This window comes from Paractinoplanes tereljensis (assembly GCF_016862435.1).
Taxonomy (GTDB): Bacteria; Actinomycetota; Actinomycetes; order Mycobacteriales; family Micromonosporaceae; genus Actinoplanes; species Actinoplanes tereljensis.
Window position 1 is genome coordinate 153,247 of sequence record NZ_BOMY01000009.1, and the last position, 19,254, is coordinate 172,500.

The 19,254-nt window shown below is 69.2% G+C and carries 23 protein-coding genes; 4 read left to right on the plus strand and 19 right to left on the minus strand.

The genetic code is table 11. The annotated features are described in order from the left end of the window. Positions 1-15 precede the first annotated feature (15 nt). A complete protein-coding gene (locus Ate02nite_RS07400; protein WP_203800956.1) occupies positions 16-864 on the minus strand; it encodes a 3-hydroxyacyl-CoA dehydrogenase family protein in 849 nt (282 codons plus the stop codon). A gap of 133 nt (positions 865-997) precedes the next feature. Here Ate02nite_RS07400 and Ate02nite_RS07405 point away from each other — a divergent pair, with 133 nt between their 5' ends. After that, the gene (locus tag Ate02nite_RS07405; protein ID WP_203800958.1) at positions 998-1,354 is read left to right on the plus strand and encodes a hypothetical protein; all 357 of its coding nucleotides are present in this window, start codon (positions 998-1,000) and stop codon (positions 1,352-1,354) included. Positions 1,355-1,361: 7 nt separating this feature from the next. On the opposite strand, the gene murA is transcribed toward Ate02nite_RS07405, so the two are convergent. Next, entirely contained in the window at positions 1,362-2,648 is a 1,287-nt protein-coding gene (gene murA / locus Ate02nite_RS07410) for a UDP-N-acetylglucosamine 1-carboxyvinyltransferase (protein ID WP_203800966.1), read from the minus strand. 42 nt (positions 2,649-2,690) lie between these two features. Between murA and Ate02nite_RS07415 the strand changes: the two genes are divergently transcribed. Then, on the plus strand, positions 2,691-3,263 hold the full coding sequence (locus Ate02nite_RS07415; protein WP_203800982.1) for a cob(I)yrinic acid a,c-diamide adenosyltransferase: 573 nt from the start codon (positions 2,691-2,693) through the stop codon (positions 3,261-3,263). Positions 3,264-3,265: 2 nt separating this feature from the next. Then, positions 3,266-3,646: a VOC family protein gene (locus Ate02nite_RS07420; RefSeq protein WP_239147194.1), complete on the plus strand. Its 381-nt coding sequence runs from the start codon at positions 3,266-3,268 to the stop codon at positions 3,644-3,646. 5 nt (positions 3,647-3,651) lie between these two features. On the opposite strand, the gene Ate02nite_RS07425 is transcribed toward Ate02nite_RS07420, so the two are convergent. The 13 genes from Ate02nite_RS07425 to glyA form a co-directional block, all read right to left on the minus strand. Then, a complete protein-coding gene (locus tag Ate02nite_RS07425; RefSeq protein WP_203800995.1) occupies positions 3,652-4,125 on the minus strand; it encodes a DUF2550 domain-containing protein in 474 nt (157 codons plus the stop codon). Positions 4,126-4,134: 9 nt separating this feature from the next. Continuing rightward, entirely contained in the window at positions 4,135-4,416 is a 282-nt protein-coding gene (locus Ate02nite_RS07430) for a F0F1 ATP synthase subunit epsilon (protein ID WP_184955250.1), read from the minus strand. A 77-nt stretch (positions 4,417-4,493) separates the two neighbouring features. After that, a complete protein-coding gene (locus Ate02nite_RS07435; RefSeq protein WP_203801198.1) occupies positions 4,494-5,585 on the minus strand; it encodes an LCP family protein in 1,092 nt (363 codons plus the stop codon). Between the two features lie 166 nt (positions 5,586-5,751). Beyond that, positions 5,752-7,194, minus strand: coding sequence for a F0F1 ATP synthase subunit beta (atpD, locus tag Ate02nite_RS07440; RefSeq protein ID WP_239147195.1), 1,443 nt, complete (start codon positions 7,192-7,194; stop codon positions 5,752-5,754). Next, positions 7,194-8,123 carry a F0F1 ATP synthase subunit gamma gene (locus Ate02nite_RS07445; RefSeq protein WP_203801001.1) on the minus strand — a complete coding sequence of 310 codons (930 nt, stop codon included), beginning with the start codon at positions 8,121-8,123 and terminating at the stop codon, positions 7,194-7,196. Before Ate02nite_RS07445 ends, atpD begins: the two co-directional genes overlap by 1 nt. Before the next feature lie 2 nt (positions 8,124-8,125). Beyond that, on the minus strand, positions 8,126-9,781 hold the full coding sequence (atpA, locus tag Ate02nite_RS07450; RefSeq protein WP_203801005.1) for a F0F1 ATP synthase subunit alpha: 1,656 nt from the start codon (positions 9,779-9,781) through the stop codon (positions 8,126-8,128). Between the two features lie 87 nt (positions 9,782-9,868). Beyond that, positions 9,869-10,690 (minus strand): F0F1 ATP synthase subunit delta, encoded by an 822-nt coding sequence (locus Ate02nite_RS07455; RefSeq protein ID WP_203801008.1) that lies wholly within the window; start codon positions 10,688-10,690, stop codon positions 9,869-9,871. Next, on the minus strand, positions 10,690-11,247 hold the full coding sequence (locus Ate02nite_RS07460) for a F0F1 ATP synthase subunit B (protein ID WP_203801011.1): 558 nt from the start codon (positions 11,245-11,247) through the stop codon (positions 10,690-10,692). Before Ate02nite_RS07460 ends, Ate02nite_RS07455 begins: the two co-directional genes overlap by 1 nt. Before the next feature lie 32 nt (positions 11,248-11,279). Further along, complete coding sequence (locus tag Ate02nite_RS07465) at positions 11,280-11,504, minus strand: ATP synthase subunit C-like protein (protein ID WP_203801014.1); 225 nt, start codon at positions 11,502-11,504, stop codon at positions 11,280-11,282. A 74-nt stretch (positions 11,505-11,578) separates the two neighbouring features. Then, the gene (atpB, locus tag Ate02nite_RS07470) at positions 11,579-12,373 is read right to left on the minus strand and encodes a F0F1 ATP synthase subunit A (RefSeq protein WP_203801017.1); all 795 of its coding nucleotides are present in this window, start codon (positions 12,371-12,373) and stop codon (positions 11,579-11,581) included. A gap of 15 nt (positions 12,374-12,388) precedes the next feature. Beyond that, positions 12,389-12,622: an AtpZ/AtpI family protein gene (locus Ate02nite_RS07475; RefSeq protein WP_203801020.1), complete on the minus strand. Its 234-nt coding sequence runs from the start codon at positions 12,620-12,622 to the stop codon at positions 12,389-12,391. 210 nt (positions 12,623-12,832) lie between these two features. Beyond that, positions 12,833-13,243, minus strand: coding sequence for a hypothetical protein (locus Ate02nite_RS07480; RefSeq protein ID WP_203801201.1), 411 nt, complete (start codon positions 13,241-13,243; stop codon positions 12,833-12,835). A gap of 89 nt (positions 13,244-13,332) precedes the next feature. Then, complete coding sequence (gene glyA, locus Ate02nite_RS07485; RefSeq protein WP_239147196.1) at positions 13,333-14,622, minus strand: serine hydroxymethyltransferase; 1,290 nt, start codon at positions 14,620-14,622, stop codon at positions 13,333-13,335. Between the two features lie 77 nt (positions 14,623-14,699). Between glyA and Ate02nite_RS07490 the strand changes: the two genes are divergently transcribed. After that, positions 14,700-16,154, plus strand: coding sequence for an SDR family oxidoreductase (locus tag Ate02nite_RS07490; RefSeq protein ID WP_203801025.1), 1,455 nt, complete (start codon positions 14,700-14,702; stop codon positions 16,152-16,154). Here Ate02nite_RS07490 and Ate02nite_RS07495 read toward each other — a convergent pair. The 4 genes from Ate02nite_RS07495 to prmC are packed head-to-tail and all read right to left on the minus strand — an operon-like array spanning position 16,147 to position 19,246. Beyond that, complete coding sequence (locus Ate02nite_RS07495) at positions 16,147-17,109, minus strand: L-threonylcarbamoyladenylate synthase (protein WP_203801037.1); 963 nt, start codon at positions 17,107-17,109, stop codon at positions 16,147-16,149. The genes Ate02nite_RS07490 and Ate02nite_RS07495 overlap by 8 nt on opposite strands. Next, positions 17,106-17,699 carry an arsenate reductase/protein-tyrosine-phosphatase family protein gene (locus tag Ate02nite_RS07500; protein ID WP_203801039.1) on the minus strand — a complete coding sequence of 198 codons (594 nt, stop codon included), beginning with the start codon at positions 17,697-17,699 and terminating at the stop codon, positions 17,106-17,108. The genes Ate02nite_RS07495 and Ate02nite_RS07500 overlap by 4 nt, the downstream gene beginning before the upstream one ends. A gap of 1 nt (position 17,700) precedes the next feature. Continuing rightward, complete coding sequence (locus Ate02nite_RS07505; RefSeq protein ID WP_203801216.1) at positions 17,701-18,345, minus strand: L-threonylcarbamoyladenylate synthase; 645 nt, start codon at positions 18,343-18,345, stop codon at positions 17,701-17,703. 37 nt (positions 18,346-18,382) lie between these two features. Then, entirely contained in the window at positions 18,383-19,246 is an 864-nt protein-coding gene (gene prmC, locus Ate02nite_RS07510) for a peptide chain release factor N(5)-glutamine methyltransferase (protein WP_438871161.1), read from the minus strand. Positions 19,247-19,254 lie beyond the last annotated feature (8 nt).

Below are 19,254 nucleotides of genomic sequence, written 5' to 3' on the forward strand. Positions count from 1 at the left end.
CCGGAGACCCCGGGCTCAGTACGAGTAGAAGCCCTTGCCGGTCTTGCGTCCCAGGTCACCGGCGGTCACCATGCGCTGCAGCAGCTCCGGCGGGAAGAACTTCTCGTCGGCGGTGTCCCGGTAGATGTTGCCGGCCGCGTTCAGCATCACGTCGAGCCCGGTCAGGTCGACGGTGGCGAGCGGGCCCATGGCGTGGCCGAAGCCGAGCTTCATCACCGTGTCCAGGTCGGCGGGCGAGACCACGCCCGTCTCGACCAGCTTGATCGCCTCGACCAGCAGGGCCGAGAAGAGCCGGTTGGAGACGAAGCCGGCGACGTCCCGCTTCACCTCGACGCAGGTCTTGCCGACCTCCTCGGCGAAGTTGCGGGCGGCGGCCAGCGTGTCGTCGGAGGTCTGGTAGCCACGGACCAACTCGACCAGCTTCATCATCGGCACCGGCGAGAAGAAGTGGATGCCGACGACCGACTCGGGCCGCTCGGTGACGGTCGCGATCTGGGTGATCGGGATGGCCGAGGTGTTGGTGCCGAGCACCGCGCCGGCCTTGCAGATCTTGTCGAGGACGCGGAAGACCTCGTGCTTGGCCTCGACCTTTTCGTAGATCGCCTCGACCACGACGTCGGCGTCGGCGGCCGCGTCCAGGTCGGTGGTGGGGGTGATCCGGGCGAGGGTCGCCTCGGCGTCCTCCTGGGTGATCTTCTCCTTGTTGACGAAGCGCTCCAGAGAGGCCCGGATGGCCGCCATGCCCCGGTTGGTCGCGGCGTCGTCGACGTCCCGCATGGTGACCTGCCAGCCGGCCTGCGCCGAGACCTGCGCGATGCCGGAGCCCATCAATCCGGAGCCGATGACCGCGAGTCGACCCGCCATGTGCGTTCCCTTTCTGCCGGACGATTTCTCGGCCCACCCTACCGTTGTTACTGAACGGAAACTCAGGCGAGCGGGGCGTCCCGATCGGGGCAATTCTCAGCAAATCACCGCGTTCCGGTGCGAGACTGTGCCCATGGCGTCGGGCAACGGCTGGTACCTCATCGGGCCACTGATCGCCGTCGGACTTGTCGGCTTCCTCGGTGCGGTGTTCTGGCGAATGGGCCTGCATTGGACCTTCGCCCGCGAGGACAGCTACGACGCGTACGCGGCCGGCCTCGCCATCTTCGGCGACCCGGACGATTACGGCCTGCTCTGCCCGGCCGCGGTCACCGACGACGCCGACCTGGCCGACGAGATCCAGCGCCTGCTCGGCGACGCCGGCATCCGCGCCACCCAGGCCGCCGACCGCGACGGCCACATGGCCGTGCTGGTCTTCGTCGAAGAGGTCGAAGAGGCCCGCCGCCTGGTCGGCGGCTCCCCCGCCCTTTAAGAACCGATCAGAAGTCGTACGTCGGCTCCGGCACGTCCGCCCGCTCCACCTCGACGCCCAGCTTGGCCAGGTCGGTGACGAAGTCGGGGTAACCGCGGTCGATGTGGTGCACCTCACCCACCTCGGTGACGCCCTCGGCGCAGAGGCCCGCGATCACCAGGCCGGCCCCGGCCCGGATGTCGGTGGCCCGCACCGGCGCCCCGGACAGCCGCTCCCGCCCGTTCACCACCGCGTGGTGCCCGTCGGTGCGGATGTCGGCGCCGAGCCGGACCATCTCGTTCACGAACATGAACCGGCCGTCGAAGATGTTCTCGGTGATCAGCGACGAGCCCTCGGCCACCGCGGCCAGCCCGATCGCCATCGGCAGCAGGTCGGTGGCGAAACCCGGGTAGGGCAGCGTGACGATGTCGACCGCCTTGGGACGCTGCTCCATTCGCACTCGGAACTGGTTGTCGCCCGGCGTGACCGTCGCGCCCGCCGTGACCAACTTGTCCAGCGCGATGTCCAGGAACTCCGGCCGGACGCCGTGCACGGTCACGTCGCCACGGGTCATCGCGGCGGCGAACGCCCAGGTCCCGCCGACGATGCGGTCGCCAACCGTGGTGTGCGTGACCGGGGACAGCTCGGTCACGCCCTCGATGGTCAGCGTCGAGGTGCCGGCGCCGTCGATGTGGGCGCCCATCGAGGTGAGCATGTCGCAGATGTCGACGATCTCCGGCTCGCGGGCCGCGTTGTCGATCTCGGTGACGCCCTTGGCCAGGACCGCCGCCATCAGCAGGTTTTCCGTCGCGCCGACGCTCGGGAAGTCCAGCCAGATCTTGCTGCCGCGCAGGCCGCCCGGCGCCGAGGCGATCACGAAGCCGTGCTCGCCGGAGATCTCGGCGCCCATCCGGGTCAGGCCGGAGAAGTGCATGTCCAGGCCGCGCGAGCCGATCATGTCGCCGCCCGGGAGGGCGACCCGCACGTAACCGCGGCGGGCCAGCAGCGGGCCCAGCACGCAGATCGACGCCCGCAGCCGCCGGACCAGGTCGTAGTCGGCCTCGCTGCCCGGCTCGGCGGGCACGTCGATGGTGGCCCGGCCGCCCTCGAGGGTCACCTGGCAACCAAGCCGGCGCAGCACCTCGGCCATGATCGCGATGTCGGTGATCCGGGGTGCGTTCGCCACGACGCTGCGCCCCTCGGCCAGCAACGCGACGGCCATCAGCTTGAGCGCCGAGTTCTTCGCTCCGCCCACGGTGACGTCACCGGTGAGGTGCGCACCGCCCTTAACCCTGATCACATCCACGCGCGCCATGGTATGGGCCGCCGACTACCGCCGCCTCCGTAGGGTGTCCCCATGGCCGTTCACCTCACCCGCATCTACACCCGCACCGGCGACGCCGGCGAGACCAGACTGGGCAACAACGAGGTCGTTGCGAAGACCGATCCGCGCATCGCGGCATACGCCGACACCGACGAGTGCAACGCCGCGCTGGGCGTCGCACTCGCCCTTGGCGACCTGCCCGAAGACGTACGCGCGGTGCTCACCGCCGTGCAGAACGATCTGTTCGACGTCGGTGCCGACCTGTGCAATCCACTGGCCGAGGACCCGCCCTACCCGCCGCTGCGGATCACCGAGGACTACGTGACCCGGCTCGAGGACTGGTGCGACGAATTCAACGAGCGCCTGACCGCGCTCGACAGCTTCATCCTGCCGGGTGGCACCCCGGGCGCGGCCCTACTGCATGTGGCGCGCACGGTGGCGCGCCGCGCGGAGCGGGCGGCCTGGGCTTTGATTCAGGACGACCCGGAGCGTACGGGTGAGCTGCCCGCCAAATACCTGAACCGGCTCTCCGACCTGCTCTTCATCCTGTCCCGCGCGGCCAACCCGGGCGGCGACGTGAAGTGGGTCCCGGGCGGAGCGGTCTAGGCGTGCTGCACCACGTCGAACTCTGGGTGCCCGACCTGGCCGGCTCGTCCGGGCCGTGGGGCTGGCTGCTGGGCGAGTTGGGCTGGACCGTCTTCCAGGACTGGCCGGGCGGCCGGTCCTGGAAGTACGGCGACGTCTACCTGGTGCTGGAGCAGTCGCCGGCGCTCTCCGGCGACGTGCACGACCGGCTCGCACCCGGCCTCAACCACGTGGCGTTCAGCGTCGGCGGCCCGGCCGACGTCGACCGGCTGACCCTGGAGGCACAGAAGAACGGCTGGTCCCTGCTGTTCGCGGACCGGCATCCACACGCCGGCGGCCCCGACTCGTACGCGGCCTACCTCGAGGACAGCTGGGGTTACGAGGTGGAGTTGCAGGTGACCTGAGGCGGTCAGTGCTCGATGGTGGGGCGGGGGCGGATCGTCGGGCGCGGGCTGACGCTGCCCGGCTGGCCGGGCGGAGCCGCCTCGAGCCAGGAAAGAAAGCCGGTGACGGTGGACTCGGCCATCGCGATCTCGATCTGGCCGGCTTCACCGTTGGAACATCGCAGGACCACCCACTGCGCGGGCATCGTGAGCCGTTCCGGCCCCTCGGGCCGGCGCTGTTCCTCGACCACCAGAACCTCGCGGTCGAGCACCCGTTTAGGCCGGAAGGCGAGGCTGAACATGCGGTGGAAGCGCAGCTCGTCGCCGACGAACTGGCCGATGCCGGTGGACCAGCCCCGGCCCGGCAGCATCGTGCTGACCCGCACGTGCAGCCGGATGGTGCCGCCGCCCAGATTGAGCAGGCGCTGCCGGAAGAAGATCGCGAAGAGCAGCGCGAAGAACACGGCGAAGCAGATTCCGAAGACCTCCAGAATCCGCATCGCCGGAGGTCAGTGCGACTCGGGAGTGGCGGGGGTCGCGCTCTCCGCGAGGACGGTCACGCCGTCCGCGTCGATCGAGAGGAAGCCACCGCTCACGTCGTATGTCAGCTGTTCGCCGCCGGCCAGTTTGACCCGCACCTGGGAGGGCTCCTTGAGCAGCCCCAGGAGCGGCGAGTGGCCGGGCAGCACGCCGATCTCGCCCTCGGTGGTCCGCGCGACGAGCATCTCGGCCTCGCCGGACCAGATGCGCTCCTCGACGGCTACGACCTTGACGGGCAGCTGGTTGGCCACACTGTCTCCCTTTGAGGATGTACTACCGAATGGGTGAAGTCTAAACGGCGAGCTGGCGGCCCGTGGTACGGGGTGGCTCAGCTCTCCTTGTTGATGTACTCGGGGTGGTTGAAAAGGAAGTTGGGCAACCGGTCCTCGCTGACCGCCTTGAAGAACTCGCCGGCGCTCTCGTCGAGCGCCTCGCCCTGGTACTTCCCGTTCTCGATGACCCCGCGACCGGGCAGCTTGATCGTCGTCATGTTGTTGGCCCGGACGTTCTTCAGCGCGAAACCCCAGTCGACCACGTCGTGGCCGTTGCCGTCGAAGACGAGCGCGTCGCCGGCCGCCTTGAGCACCTTGTCGAGCTTGGCCGGGTTGGTGATGACGTCCTTGCCCAGTGCCTGCGACGCCATCGCCTTGATGAACTGCTGCTGGTGGCGCTGCCGGTCGTAGTCGCTCTTGGGCAGGCCGTAGCGCTGCCGGACGTAGTCGAGGGCCTGCCAGCCCTGCAGGTGGTAGGTGCCCACCTTGTATTCGGCCTGTGGGCCGTAATAGGGGTGCTCGCAGGTGTTGTCGGCGCACCGGGACAGCCGAGGCCGTGGCTTGCCGTTGGGCTGCAGGTGCTCGGACTTCACGTTCTGGTCGATCTTCATGGTGACGCCGCCCATGGCGTCCACGATCTTCTTGAAGCCGCCGAAGTTGATGATGACGCCGGCGTCGAAACCGTCGATGCCGGTGAGCTGCTGGACCGTCTTGGCCAGCAGCTCGAAGCCCTGCGCCGGGTCGTGCTTGCCGTTGCCGAGGGCACTGCCGTACCCCATCGCGGCGTTGATCTTGGAACGGCCGCCGCGGAACCCGGTCTTGTCGAACGACGGGATGTCGACCACCAGGTCGCGGGGCACCGAGAAGATGTACGCCTGGTCCATCGACTGCGGGATGTGCACCACGATGATCGAGTCGGACAGCGGGGTCTGCGTATCGGTCCGCGGGTCGATGCCGACCAGCAGGATGTTCTGCGCACCCTTGATGTCGGCGGCCTTCGCGGCCGCCGCCGCGTCGTCGCCACCGAGGAGGGGTTTGGTCTCGACCGCGCCGGCGTAACGGGCGAGCACGACCTGGCCGGTGACGAGAGCACCACCGCTGAGGACCATGAGGATGCAGCCGAAGATCGCACACAACCGGGCCCACATCGGGGCTCGGCGTTTGCTGGATTTGGCCACATCAACTCCCAACGATCACAAGCGGCACCGCCAGCCTACCTAGGCCGCGAAAGCCCTAACGCCCGTGCGAAGCGCGGGAAACGCGATGAGCCGCGCCCACCTGACGGTGGGCGCGGCTCATTTGTCGCAGGAAGGGTCAGCCCTTCATGAGCTCGTGCGCGTTCTTCTCGAGGTCCTCGAGGCCACCGCACATGAAGAAGGCCTGCTCGGGGAAGTGGTCGTACTCGCCCTCGCTGATCTTCTTGAACGCCTCGATGGTCTCCTTCAGCGGGACCGTCGAGCCGGGAACGCCGGTGAACTGCTCGGCGGCGTAGGTGTTCTGCGAGAGGAAGCGCTCGATGCGGCGAGCCCGCTGCACCGTGACCTTGTCTTCCTCGGACAGCTCGTCCATACCGAGGATGGCGATGATGTCCTGCAGGTCCTTGTACTTCTGCAGGATTCGCTGCACCTCACGGGCGACCGCGTAGTGCTCGGCACCGACGTATTCCGGTGCGAGGATCCGCGAGCTGGAGGCCAGCGGGTCCACGGCGGGGTAGATGCCCTTGTCGGAGATCGACCGCTCGAGGTTGGTGGTCGCGTCCAGGTGGGCGAACGTGGTGGCCGGCGCCGGGTCGGTGTAGTCGTCGGCGGGCACGTAGATCGCCTGGAGCGAGGTGATGGCCTTGCCCCGGACCGAGGTGATGCGCTCCTGCAGCTCGCCCATCTCGTCGGCCAGCGTGGGCTGGTAACCCACGGCCGACGGCATGCGACCGAGCAGGGTGGAGACCTCGGAGCCGGCCTGGGTGAACCGGAAGATGTTGTCGATGAAGAGCAGCACCTCCTGGTTCTGGACGTCCCGGAAGTACTCCGCCATGGTCAGCGCGGAGAGGGCCACTCGGAGACGGGTGCCCGGCGGCTCGTCCATCTGGCCGAAGACGAGGGCGGTCTTGTCGAGAACGCCACCCTCCTCCATCTCCAGGATGAGGTCGTTGCCCTCGCGGGTGCGCTCACCCACGCCGGCGAACACCGAGGTACCACCGAAGTTACGGGCAACCCGGATGATCATCTCCTGGATGAGCACCGTCTTGCCCACGCCGGCACCGCCGAACAGGCCGATCTTGCCACCGCGAACGTACGGCGCCAGGAGGTCGAGCACCTTGATGCCGGTCTCCAGCATCTCGGTCTTCGGCTCGAGGTCGGCGAAGGCCGGGGGCTTGCGGTGAATGCCCCAGCGCTCGGTGATGTTCAGCGTCGACGGGTCGACGTTGAGCACCTCGCCGAGGGCGTTGAACACGTGGCCCTTGGTCACGTCGCCGACGGGCACCGAGATCGGGCCGCCGGTGTCGGTGACCTCGGCGCCCCGGATCAGGCCGTCGGTCGGCTGCATCGAGATGGCGCGGACCAGGTTGTCACCCAGGTGCTGGGCAACCTCCAGGGTCAGCCGCTTGGTGCCCTCGGAAAGGGTCACCTCCACGTGCAGCGCGTTGTAGATCTCGGGCATGGCGTCGCGGGGGAACTCGGCGTCGACGACCGGGCCGATGACCCGGACGACGCGGCCGACGCCGGTCTCCGTCTTGGTGGGCTCAGCAACAGCAGTCATCACACATCACTTCCCGCCGCGGCCAGCGCGTTGGCGCCGCCGACGATCTCACTGATTTCCTGGGTGATCGCAGCCTGCCGCGCGGAGTTCATCTCGCGCGTGTACCGCTTGAGCAGGTCGTCCGCGTTGTCCGACGCGCTCTTCATCGCCCGCCGCCGGGATGCCGACTCGCTGGCCGCCGAGGACAGCAACGCCGCGTAGATCCGCGTGTTGAGGTACTTCGGCAGCAGCGCGTCGAGCAGCTCGTCGGCGTCCGGCTCGAACTCGTACGCCGGGCGCAGACCGGCCTCGACCTCGCGCTCCTCGACCTGCATCGGGGCCAGGAAGTGCGCCTCGGCGCTCTGGGTCATGAGCGACTTGAACTGGGTGCTGACGATGTGCAACTCGTCGACGCCCAGAATGCCGTCCGGACCGTAGTGCGTGTCGGTGTCGTCCGCACCGGCGATGAACGCTTCCAGCAGCGCGTCACCGATCTTCTTCGCGTCCGCGAAGGACGGACGCTCGGAGAAACCGGTCCAGCTGGTCTCGATCGGCCGGTTGCGGAACCGGTAGTAGCCGACACCCTTGCGCCCGACGACGTACAGCACCGCGTCCTTACCGTCCGCCTTGAGCCGCTGGATCAGCTGCTCGGCGGTGCGGATGGCGTTGGCGTTGTAGGCGCCGGCCAGACCGCGGTCGCTGGTGATCAGCAGGACGCCCGCCCGCCGGACCCGCTCACGCGGGACCAGCAGCGGGTTGTCGATGCTCGCGTTGGACGCCAGCGCGGTCAGGACCTCGGTGATCGCCTCCGCGTACGGCTTGGAGGCGGCCACCCGCTCCTGGGCCTTGGCGATGCGACTGGTCGCAACCAGCTCCTGCGCCTTGGCGATCTTCTTAGTCGACCGGACGGTGCGGATGCGCCGCCGGAGGGCCTGTACCTGACCGGCCATGGCTACTGGTCGCCGTCGTCGCCGCTACGGCTGACCTCGCGGGTCACCGTCTCGCGGGTCTCACGGCCGTCGGCCAGGGCCGCCGCCTCGGGCTCGTTGATCCGGATGCCGGTGTCGCCCTGCTTGAAGAGCTCCTTGAACTCGTCCACGCCGGACTTCAGGCTTTCCAGGTTGTCGTCGTTGAGCTGACCGGTCGAGTCGATCGCCGTGTAGGTGTCCGAGCGGTGCCGCTTGATCCACGGCAGGAACTCGGCCTCGAAGCGACGCACGTCGCCGACCGGGATGTCGTCGAGCTGGCCGGTGGTGCCCGCCCAGATCACGATGACCTCGTCGACCACCGAGTAAGGAGAGTACTGCGGCTGCTTGAGCAGCTCGACCAGGCGAACGCCCTTGTCCAGCTGGGCCCGGGAAGCCCGGTCCAGGTCAGACGCGAACGCCGAGAACGCCTCCAGCTCACGGAACTGAGCGAGGTCGAGGCGGAGCCGGCCGGAGACCGAGCGCATGGCCTTGACCTGCGCCGAGCCGCCAACCCGGGACACCGAGGTGCCGACGTTGATCGCCGGGCGGACACCCGAGGCGAACAGGTCGGTCTCCAGGAAGATCTGGCCGTCGGTGATCGAGATGACGTTGGTCGGGATGTAGGCCGAGATGTCGTTGGCCTTGGTCTCGATGATCGGCAGACCGGTCATCGAGCCGCCACCCAGCTCGTTGGAGAGCTTGGCGCAACGCTCGAGCAGCCGGGAGTGCAGGTAGAACACGTCACCCGGGTACGCCTCGCGGCCCGGCGGGCGGCGCAGCAGCAGCGACACCGCGCGGTAGGCCTCGGCCTGCTTGGTCAGGTCGTCGAAGACGATCAGGACGTGCTTGCCCGCGTACATCCAGTGCTGGCCGATGGCCGAGCCGGTGTACGGCGCGATGTACTTGTAGCCGGCCGGGTCCGAGGCGGGGGCGGCGACGATGGTGGTGTACTCCATCGCCCCCTGCTCCTCCAGGGTGCCCTTGATCGAGGCGATGGTGGTCGCCTTCTGGCCGATCGCGACGTAGATGCAGCGGACCTGCTTCTCCGGGTCGCCGGAGGCCCAGTTGGCCTTCTGGTTGATGATCGTGTCGATCGCGACCGTGGTCTTACCGGTCTTGCGGTCGCCGATGATCAGCTGGCGCTGGCCACGGCCGATCGGCGTCATGGCGTCGATCGCCTTGATGCCGGTCTGCAGCGGCTGCTTCACCGGCTGCCGCGCCATGACGTTCGGCGCCTGCAGCTCCAGCTCGCGGAAGCCCTCGTTGGCGATGTCGCCACGGTCATCGATGGGCCGGCCCAGCGGGTCGACCACCCGACCGAGGAAGGCGTCGCCGACCGGCACCGAGAGGACGCGGCCGGTGCGCTTGACCTGGCCACCCTCCTGGATGCCGGCGAAGTCACCGAGAACCACGGCGCCGATCTCGCGGACGTCGAGGTTCAGGGCAACACCCAGCGTGCCGTCCTCGAACTCCAGTAGTTCGTTCGCCATCGTCGAGGGCAGGCCCTCGACGTGCGCGATACCGTCGCCCGCATCGGAGACGATGCCGACCTCCTCGCGGGAGACCTCGGGCGTGTAGGACGAGACGTAGCGCTCTAGCGCCCCCCGGATCTCGTCCGAGGAGATGGTCAGCTCGGCCATCCTCTGCCTTCTCTGTCTAGCTCGGGACGTCGCCGCCGCCGAGGGGCCTTCTCGATTCACACGTCGCCGCGGACCGAGGGGAAAGAACTATTTAGCGAACGCCTGCTTGGCTGCGTTGAGCCGGCGCAGGATCGTGCCGTCGTAGAGGTCGGAGCCGACCCGGACGCGAACCCCGCCGATGATCGCGGGATCAACCACGACCTGCAGCGAGACCGGCCGCCCGTAGATCTCGGCCAGCTTCCCGGACAGAGCCTGCTCATCGGCATCGCCCAGCGGCTTGGCCACCGTCACGTAGGCAACCTCGCGGTCGCGCTTCGCGGCGGTCAGCTCGACCAGCCTGGTCAGCGAGGCCTCGAAGCCCCGCCCGCCGAACCCCTCGAGGGCAACCTCGACGAGCCGAACCGTCGCCGGCTGGGACTTGCCCTTCAGCAAGTCCTCCACGAGCTTAGCCCGACGCCCGGCCGGCGCACCCGGGTCACTCAGCGTGACGGCCAGCTCGGCACTGCCTCCGACGATCTGCCCGAAACGGAACAGCTCGTCCTCGACGTCGGCCAGCTTGCCGGCCTTCTCCGCGGAACGGAGAACGACCTCCACGCCGAGACGCTCGGTAGCGTCCAGCAGGTCGGCCGGCCGCGAGAAGCGACCGGACGCGAGCGAGACCAGGGTGGCCACGGTCGCCGCGGCCAGCTTGCTGGTCAGCAGCGAGCGAAGCAGCTCGCCCCGGTCGGCGCTCGGCCGCGACGGGTCGGTCAGCGCCCGGCGCAGCCGGGGCTGGGCCCGCAGCAGGCCGGCCACCGACAGAATTTCGTCGGCAACCGTGGCCAGCTGCGCGGCCGTGGCCGTGCCGGTCTCGGACTCGAGCTTCGTCACGGCCTCGTTGTAGGCCTGCTGACTGACGCTCGACGCCATCAGCGCCGCCCGCCGGTCGTGCCGGCCGAGTCGAGGTCGGCGATGAACCGCTCGACGGTGCCGCGGCTGCGAGCCTCGTCGGCGAGAGACTCTCCGACGATCTTGCTGGCCAGGTCGACAGCGAGCGTGCCCACCTCGGACCGCAGCTCACGCACGATGCTCTCGCGCTGCGCGGCGAGCTGTTCGCGCCCGGCCGAGATGATCCGGTCGGACTCCTCGCGAGCCTTGTTGAGGACGTCCTGCCGGATGCCCTCGGCGTCGGCCCGAGCCTCGTCGCGGATGCGAGCGGCCTCGGTGCGGGCCTCGGCGAGCTGCGCACGGTACTGCTCGAGCAGCTCGTTCGCCTCGGCCTGAGCGGCCTCGGCGCGCTTGATGCCACCCTCGATCGCGTCGACCCGCGCCGCGAAGGTCTTCTCCATCTGCGGGAAGACGAACTTCGTGAGCACGACGACGAGAACGATGAAGGCGATCGACCCGAGGACGATCTCCTGCCAGATCGGGATGATCGGGTTGTGCTCGGTCTCGGCGGCGGCCTCAGCCAGAATTGTGTTGATCATTTAGACCTCCCAGAGAGGCTTAAAGGGTGGGTCTAGCCGGCCCAGATGAAGCCGAACGCGATGCCGAGCAGCGCGAGCGCCTCGACGACGGCGAAGCCGATCCAGACGTACGGCAGGGTCAGACGGGAAGACTCCGGCTGGCGGGCGGTCGACTGGATGTAGGCCGAGAAGACCAGACCGACACCGATACCCGGGCCGATAGCGGCGAGACCGTAACCGATAGCAGCGGTGCTACCAACAACTTCGGCGAGTGCCATTTCTTAGTTCCTCCTGGTATCTCGCGTGATTTTCACGCGGGACGACAAACGGGGTGTTGCGGAAAAACCCAAGCTCAGTGCTCGTCGGCGAGCGCGCCCTGGACGTAGCTCGCGGTGAGCACGGTGAAGACGTAGGCCTGGAGGCAGATCACCAGGAACTCGAGGAAGGTCAGCGCGATCGTCATCACCCAGGAGACGACCGAGAACGGCGCGAACCACGCATTCGCGTTCAGCATCGCGAAACCGCCGAGCGTGAACACCAGCAACAGCATGTGGCCGGCGAACATGTTGGCGAAGAGACGGACGGCGAGCGAGAACGGCCGGACCAGGAAGTTCGAGAAGAACTCGATCGGAATCAGCAGCGGCAGAATGAACCACGGCGCCGGCGGGATGAGCGCGGTCTTGAGGTACTTCACGACACCGTGCTGACGGACGCCGACCGCGATGAACATCACGTAGCTGATTACCGCGAGGAATGCCGGGAAGGCGATATGCGAGTTCGGCGAGATCTGCACGAACGGCACGATGCCCCAGAAGTTGTTCAGCAAAATAAAGCAGAACAACGTGGTGAGGTACGGCGCGAAGTTAACCCCGCGCGGGCCGATCATCTCGATCGCGATGTTGTTCCGCACGAAGCCGTAAATGCTCTCCGCGAACCACTGCTTCTTGGTCGGCACGAGCTGGGGCTTCCGGTATGACACCAGGAAGAAAATGATGATCAGCGCAGCGCTCAGCCAGACCAGCGCGGTGATCTTGGTAAACCAGTAGTTGTCGTGCTCGGCCCACGGCAGGATGCTGGGCAGGTAGAAGTCCTCGACACTCGGCGGGAACGGAACATCCGCTGCGAGGACGATCGACTGACCGGTCACCGTAGCCCTTTCCTGTCAGACGCCAAGGCGGCGCACTATGAGGTAGACACCGCCGCCGATCCCTAGAACCGCACCGATTCCGGCGAAGATGCCGCTGGTTCCGACCCAACGGTCGACCAGCCAACCGATCCCGCCCCACACCAACATGCCCGAGATGAGGTACGCGACGGCCGTCATGCCCATTCCCGTGTCGGGGGGGTTATCGGCGTCGTCACCACGGGGATTTTTGGAAGGTTCCTGACCGGCCATGACGGCCCGAACGATATCAGGAGGTAACACGAGGCTAAGCGAGACCCCCCGCACAACCGAGGTTGTCCAGGCGTCAGGGGTCACGCAACTGGAACGACACGGTACTCCCCCTCTGCCATAACCGGACATGACCCGACCGTTCACATCACCGTTTCGTGGTCAACAAACCACGAATGGGGCGTTTGCCGAGGTAAAACGCGGTGCGATAGATCACTTCGGGCGACGGATCGCGGTGAACCACCACGCTTGCACCGCAGTCCACACCACCACGCCGGCCACGACGCCCCAACCGAGCGCCGCTTTTCCGGTCCAATCGGTAGAAATACCGTAGACCAGGACAACACCCAGCACGGTGTACTTAACGACGTAGGTCAACAGCGCCAGCGGCATCAGCAGCGCCGGCCGCACGGTGTCCGCCCACGCGATCACCAGCGTCGACATCGTGTAACTGACCACCACGATCAGGACGCCGAGCGCGGCTCCGAGCGCGGACGCGGCTCCGCCGGCGAAAAATCCGGCCGACGCGGCACACAGCACCAGCGCCGCCGACACCGCACTCAGGAACGGCAGGTGCGCCACCCGCCAACGAGGATCCGCGGGCAGCGGCGGGAGGTCCGGCAACGGCCGGTCGTCGTCCGAATAATCAAAACCCTGCTTCGGTACGCCGGGGAGAGTCACCGCCGGTTCGGCACCGTTGGGCTGGGAGTTCGTCAAGCCATCACTTCCTGTCGGGCGTAGGCCGGGAACCGCCGGACCAGCTCCAGCACCTCGTCAGCCACGTCGGCGAGCCGGCTCGCACCGGCCGCGGTGCCCGGATCACTGCGCACCGCGATGCCGATCAGCCCGGCCACCCGCCGCATCTCAGCCTCCCGCATGCCCTGCGTGGTCGCGCACGGGGTCCCGACCCGGATGCCGGACGCCACCGCCGGCCGCTGCGGATCGAACGGGATCGCGTTCTTGTTCAGGGTGATCCGGCCCAGCTCGCAGCGTTCCTCGGCGGCCTTCCCGGTGACACCGAGCTCGCGCAGGTCGGCCAGCACCAGGTGGGTGTCGGTGCCTCCGGCGACCGGCCGGATGCCGTCGTCGGACAGCGCCGCGGCGAGCGCCCGCGCGTTGCTGACAACCTGCCGGGCGTACGCCTGGAAGGCCGGACCGGACGCCTCGCGTAAGGCGACCGCCTTGGCCGCGATGGCATGCATCATCGGACCGCCCTGGCTGAACGGGAAGACCGCCTTGTCGACCCGCTGAGCCAGCTCGGCCCGGCAGAGGATCATGCCGCCGCGCGGTCCGCGCAGCACCTTGTGGGTGGTGCAGGTGACCACGTCGGCGTACGGCACCGGGGACGGCACCGCGTGCCCGGCCACCAGGCCGATGAAGTGCGCGGCGTCGACCAGCAGATAGGCACCGACCTCGTCGGCGATCTCCCGGAACAGGGCGAAGTCGATCATCCGGGGATAGGCGGTGGCACCGCAGATGATCAGCTTGGGCCGGTGCGCGAGCGCCAGGTCCCGCACCTCGTCGTAGTCGATCTCCTCGGTGTCCGCGTCGACCCGGTAGCCGATCGGATGGAACCACTTCCCGGAGAAGTTGACCCGGCTGCCGTGGGTGAGGTGCCCGCCGTGCGACAGCTCCATGGACAGCACGGTGTCGCCCGGCTCGGCCAGTGCCGCGAACGCCGCCAGGTTGGCCGCCGTCCCCGAGTGCGGCTGCACGTTGGCGTGCTCGGCCCCGAACAGCCGCTTGGCCCGGTCGACCGCGAGTTCCTCGGCCCGGTCGGCCTGAGCGCACCCGCCGTAGTAGCGATGGCCGGGGTAGCCCTCGGCGTACTTGTCGTTGAGGGTCGAGCCGAGCGCGGCCAGCACGGCCGGCGAGGTGAAGTTCTCGCTCGCGATCAGCTGGAGACCGCCGCGCTGGCGGTCCAACTCGTCGAGGAGGACATGGGCGATCTCCGGATCGTCGCGCTCAAGCGACACGAAGTCCGGGCCCCAGAACGTGTCCACGTGCCCTCCCCCATAGGCCGCGATGCCAGAATCGAGCATATGGCGTAAAGCACCCTGCTAGCGGGCACACTTCGGTTATGCGCTGCTTGGTAACCGGTGCGACCGGCTATATCGGCGGCCGGTTGACGCCCCGGCTGCTCGCGGCGGGACACGAGGTGCGGTGTCTGTCGCGCTCCGCGGCCCGGCTTCGCGACGCACCCTGGGCCGGCCGGGTGGAGATCGCCGAGGGCGATCTGGCCGACCCCTCCTCGTTGACCGCCGCCCTGGACGGAATCGAGGTCGCCTACTTCCTGGTCCACTCGCTGGGCCGGCGCGACTTCGAGGAGCTCGACCGGCGCGGCGCCGAGAACTTCGCGGCCGCCTGCCGGGAGGCCGGCGTGCGCCGGATCATCTACCTGGGCGGCCCGGAACCGCCGCCGGGCGAGCGGGCGTCGGCGCACCTGCGGTCGCGCACCGAGGTGGCCCGCATCCTGCTGGACAGCGGAGTGCCGGCGATCGTGCTGCGTGCCCCGGTGATCATCGGGTCCGGCTCGGCGTCGTTCGAGATGCTGCGCTACCTCACCGAGCGGCTGCCGGCCATGGTCACCCCGCGCTGGGTCAGCAACCGGATCCAGCCGATCGCGGTGCGCGACGTGCTGCGCTACCTGGTCGCGGCCGCGACCATGCCGGCCGGGCTGAACCGGGCCTTCGACATCGGCGGCGCGGACGTGCTCACCTACGCCGACATGATGATGCGGTACGCGAAGGTGGCCGGCCTGCGCCCCCGGATCATCGTGCCGACCCGGGTGCTCAGCCCGTGGCTGTCGGCGTTCTGGGTCGGCCTGGTCACGCCGGTGCCGAACGCGATCGCCCGCCCACTTGTCGCCAGCCTGGTGCACGAGGCGGTGGCGGCCGAGAACGACATCGCCGAGTACGCGCCGGAGGAGGAACCGCTCGGGTTCGACGAGGCGGTCCGGTTCGCGCTTCTCAAGGTCCGCAACGCGGACGTGGAGACCCGCTGGTCGAGTGCGGCCGGCCGGGACGCGGCGGCCGAGCCGCTGCCCAGCGACCCGGACTGGTCCGGCGGCAGCGTCTACGTCGACGAACGCTGCCAGGAGGTGCACGCCCCGGTCGAGTCGCTGTGGCGGGTCATCGAGGGGGTCGGCGGGGAGAACGGCTGGTACTCGTTCCCGCTCGCCTGGTCGGTGCGGGGCTGGCTGGACAAGCTGGTCGGCGGGGTCGGACTGCGCCGCGGCCGGCGCGACCGGCATCGGCTGCGGGTCGGCGAGGCGCTGGACTGGTGGCGGGTCGAGGAGATCGTGCCGGGCTCGCTGCTGCGGCTGCGGGCCGAGATGCGGGTGCCGGGACGCGCCTGGCTGGAGATGACCGCGAGCGCGGACGGCGACGGGCACAGCGTCTACCGGCAGCGGGCCGTCTTCCTGCCACGGGGGCTGGCCGGGCACGCGTACTGGACGTCGGTGCTGCCGTTCCACGGCGTCGTCTTCAAGGGGATGGCCCGCAACATCGCGTCCGGGGCCGAGAAAGCTATTTAAGGTCTGTCCTAGCCGCGGCCCGGCCCAGCCGGTCGCGGACGGCCAGCCAGTCCTCGGTCTGCGGGGGCTCCTGGACCAGGATGGTGGGGACGCCCGAGTCGTCCAGCCGGTGCAGGGCGGCGTACAGGTCGGCGGCGTACTCGCGCGGGTCGGCCGACAGGATCTCGGCGCCCGGCAGGTCGGCGCCCTCGTAGGTCAGCACCCCGGCCGGGCCGTCGACCTCGACGTCACGCACGTCCTTGGCCAGGATCAGGGTGGCCCGGGGCGCGTAGTGCCGCTTGCTCATGCCGGGCGAGGGCCGGGCGGTGCCGTCGACGGTCTCGGTGTCGCGCAGGGCGATCGCGCCGGTCACGTCGCGCAGCGCGCGCAGGGCCAGCGCGCCCGGCCGCAGCAGGGTGGGCACGCCGGTGGTCAGGTCCAGGACGGTCGACTCGATGCCCCACGAGCTCGGGCCGCCGTCCAGCACCAGCGGCACGTCCGGCAGGCTGCGCAGCACGTGCTCGGCGGTGGTCGGCGAGATGCCCTCGGAGCGGTTGGCGCTCGGCGCGGCCAGCGGCAACCCACTCGCGGCGAGCAGGCGCAACGCCACCACGTGCGCGGGGATGCGCAGCGCGATGGTGTCGTTGTCGGCGCCCACCCCGGTCAGATGCTCCGCCCGCCGAACCACCAGGGTCAGCGGCCCGGGCCAGAATGCCGCCGCCAATTTTTCGGCATTTATCGGCCAGTCGGCCGCCAGTTCACGCGCTGCCTCGACCGTTGCCACGTGCACGATCAGCGGGTTCCAGGAGGGGCGGTTCTTCAGCCGGTAGATCTCGCCGACCGCCCGGTGCGAGAACGCGTCGGCACCCAGGCCGTAGACCGTCTCGGTGGGAAAGGCGACCACCGACTCGGCGCGCAGCAGGGCGACCGCCTCGGCGATACCGGCGTCGTCGGGCTGGGCGATCCGACCGGTCACGGGAGGAGCAGTTTGGCGAACGGGACCGTGGTGTCCTCGATCTCGTCGCCGATGCGCTGGAACGTCTGGTCGCCGCGACCCCACGGGTCGTCCAGGTCGTCGCCGGGCTGCGGGCCGTCGGAGCCGCGCAGCGCGTGCACCGCCTCGACGATGGCGACGCCGCGGGCGTGCACCGAGTCGGGCTTGCCGTCGACGGCCGGGAGGGCGGACTGGTCGACCGCGCCGGCCAGCCGGCCGAACTCGCCCATCACGAACGTGCGGTCGGCCGCGTCGGGGCGCAGGGCCACCACGTAGTCGTACTGATCGGCGGTGGCCGTGAAGATCAGGTCAGCCTCGTCGATGAAGTCACCGCGCAGCTTGCGGGCCTCGAAGCCGGTGGTCGAACCACCGCGGGAGCGCACCTGGCGGGCCGCCGGCGGGTTCATCTCCTCGCCCTCGTGCCAGCCGCCGGTGCCGGCGCTGACGCTGCGCACCAGTTGGTCGCCCTCGGCGCCGGCCCGGTCGCGCACAGCCCGGGCGAGCAGCCGCTCGGCCATCGGGGAGCGGCAGATGTTGCCCATACACACGTGCAGGACGGTGAACGGCTCCACCTCAGGCCTCCGGCGCTAACAGCTCGGGGACCACGTCTTGCAGTTTCTCGAAGGGGATCGCACCGGCCCGCAATACCCGGGGGACGTCGCCGCTAACGTCGACGATCGTGCTCGGTGCCGGATCGTGCGCCGGACCGGCCTCCAGATAGACCCGCACCGCGTACTCCAGCTGGTCGCGGGCCTCTTCGGCGGTGGTGGGCGCCGGCTGACCGACCTTGTTGGCGGTGGTCACCGCCATCGGGCCGACCTCGCGCAGCACCTCGAGCGCGACCGGGTGCAGCGGCATCCGCACCGCGATGCGGCCGCCGGTGTCGCCGAGGTCCCACTGCAGGCTGGGCGAATGCTCCACGTAGAGGGTGAGCGCGCCCGGCCAGAACGCGTCGGCCAGCTCGCGGGCCGCCCGGGGCAGCGAGTAGACCAGGCCGTCCAGGGTGTGCCGGGAACCGACGAGCACCGGCGGGGGCACCTGGTTGGTGACACTGCGCGCGTGGTGCAGCGCGGTGATCGCGTGCGGGGTGAACGCATCAGCGCCGATGCCGTACACCGTGTCGGTGGGCATCACCGCGAGCTCGCCGCTCTTGACCGCCTCGATGGCGGCAGCGATGCCGCGATCGCGGTCCGCGGTGGTACGGCAGTCGTAGAGCATCACACCGTGCAGTCTGCCATGTGATTGCCGATACCGATCAGGTGCGGCGGGCGGTCGCGAAGCGCGGGCGCCCGGTGAAGTCCTCGTGGGCGGTCACCTCGGTGAACCGGCCGTCCGCGCGGAGGATTGCCGGGACGGCGGAACCGTGCACATCATCGTGCTCAATTCCGACATGTCCCCCGGATTTCAGCAGGCTCGCGGCCAGCTCGATGACCGGTCGGATCACCGACAGGCCGTCGGCGCCGCCGAAAACCGCTTCGGCCGGATCGTGGTCGGCGACCTCGGGCGGCACCGGGGTGCCGTCCGGAACGTAGGGCGGGTTGCAGAGCAGCAGGTCAACCCGGCCGGCCAGGTCGGCGAGCAGGGCCGGGTCGGTGACGTCGCCCTCGACCACCCGCACCGACGGGAACCCGGCCGCGTTGCGGCGCAGGTAGGACAGCGCGATCGGGGACCGCTCCACGGCGTACACCTCGGCGGCCTTTGTCTCGTCGGCCAGCGAAAGCGCGATGGCGCCGGTCCCGCTGCAGAGATCGACCGCGACGGCGCCCGGCGCCGTCCGGTCGATGCCCCAGCCCGCCAGCAGTTCGGTCTCCGGGCGGGGGATGAAGACGCCGTCGCCGACCGACAGTTCCAGATGCCGGAACGCGGCCGTGCCGAGCAGGTGCTGCAGCGGAATCCGGCGAGCCCGCTCGGCCACCAGCGCGGTGAATCGGCGCAGTTCCTCCGGGCGCATCGCCTCGATCAGAAGCAGCCGGCCACGCGGGATCTCCAGCACGTGCGCGGCCAGCAGCTCGGCATCGACCCGGGGTGATGGCACGCCGGCCGCCGCGAGCTCAGCGGCCGCCGCGGCGAGTGCTTTCGATACCAAAGGTCGGGAGGGGTGTTCGTCGTCCGGGTCCACGGCATAAT

Coding starts and splice junctions, on each gene's coding strand:
- Ate02nite_RS07460 (WP_203801011.1), bottom strand. CDS start 11,247: ATGATCAACACAATTCTGGCTGAGGCCGCCGCCGAGACCGAGCACAAC.
- Ate02nite_RS07405 (WP_203800958.1), top strand. CDS start 998: ATGGCGTCGGGCAACGGCTGGTACCTCATCGGGCCACTGATCGCCGTC.
- Ate02nite_RS07400 (WP_203800956.1), bottom strand. CDS start 864: ATGGCGGGTCGACTCGCGGTCATCGGCTCCGGATTGATGGGCTCCGGC.
- Ate02nite_RS07490 (WP_203801025.1), top strand. CDS start 14,700: ATGCGCTGCTTGGTAACCGGTGCGACCGGCTATATCGGCGGCCGGTTG.
- Ate02nite_RS07425 (WP_203800995.1), bottom strand. CDS start 4,125: ATGCGGATTCTGGAGGTCTTCGGAATCTGCTTCGCCGTGTTCTTCGCG.
- Ate02nite_RS07445 (WP_203801001.1), bottom strand. CDS start 8,123: ATGGCCGGTCAGGTACAGGCCCTCCGGCGGCGCATCCGCACCGTCCGG.
- Ate02nite_RS07435 (WP_203801198.1), bottom strand. CDS start 5,585: ATGTGGGCCCGGTTGTGTGCGATCTTCGGCTGCATCCTCATGGTCCTC.
- Ate02nite_RS07455 (WP_203801008.1), bottom strand. CDS start 10,690: ATGGCGTCGAGCGTCAGTCAGCAGGCCTACAACGAGGCCGTGACGAAG.
- Ate02nite_RS07505 (WP_203801216.1), bottom strand. CDS start 18,345: ATGCTCTACGACTGCCGTACCACCGCGGACCGCGATCGCGGCATCGCT.
- Ate02nite_RS07465 (WP_203801014.1), bottom strand. CDS start 11,504: ATGGCACTCGCCGAAGTTGTTGGTAGCACCGCTGCTATCGGTTACGGT.
- atpD (WP_239147195.1), bottom strand. CDS start 7,194: ATGACTGCTGTTGCTGAGCCCACCAAGACGGAGACCGGCGTCGGCCGC.
- atpA (WP_203801005.1), bottom strand. CDS start 9,781: ATGGCCGAGCTGACCATCTCCTCGGACGAGATCCGGGGGGCGCTAGAG.
- Ate02nite_RS07415 (WP_203800982.1), top strand. CDS start 2,691: ATGGCCGTTCACCTCACCCGCATCTACACCCGCACCGGCGACGCCGGC.
- Ate02nite_RS07475 (WP_203801020.1), bottom strand. CDS start 12,622: ATGGCCGGTCAGGAACCTTCCAAAAATCCCCGTGGTGACGACGCCGAT.
- murA (WP_203800966.1), bottom strand. CDS start 2,648: ATGGCGCGCGTGGATGTGATCAGGGTTAAGGGCGGTGCGCACCTCACC.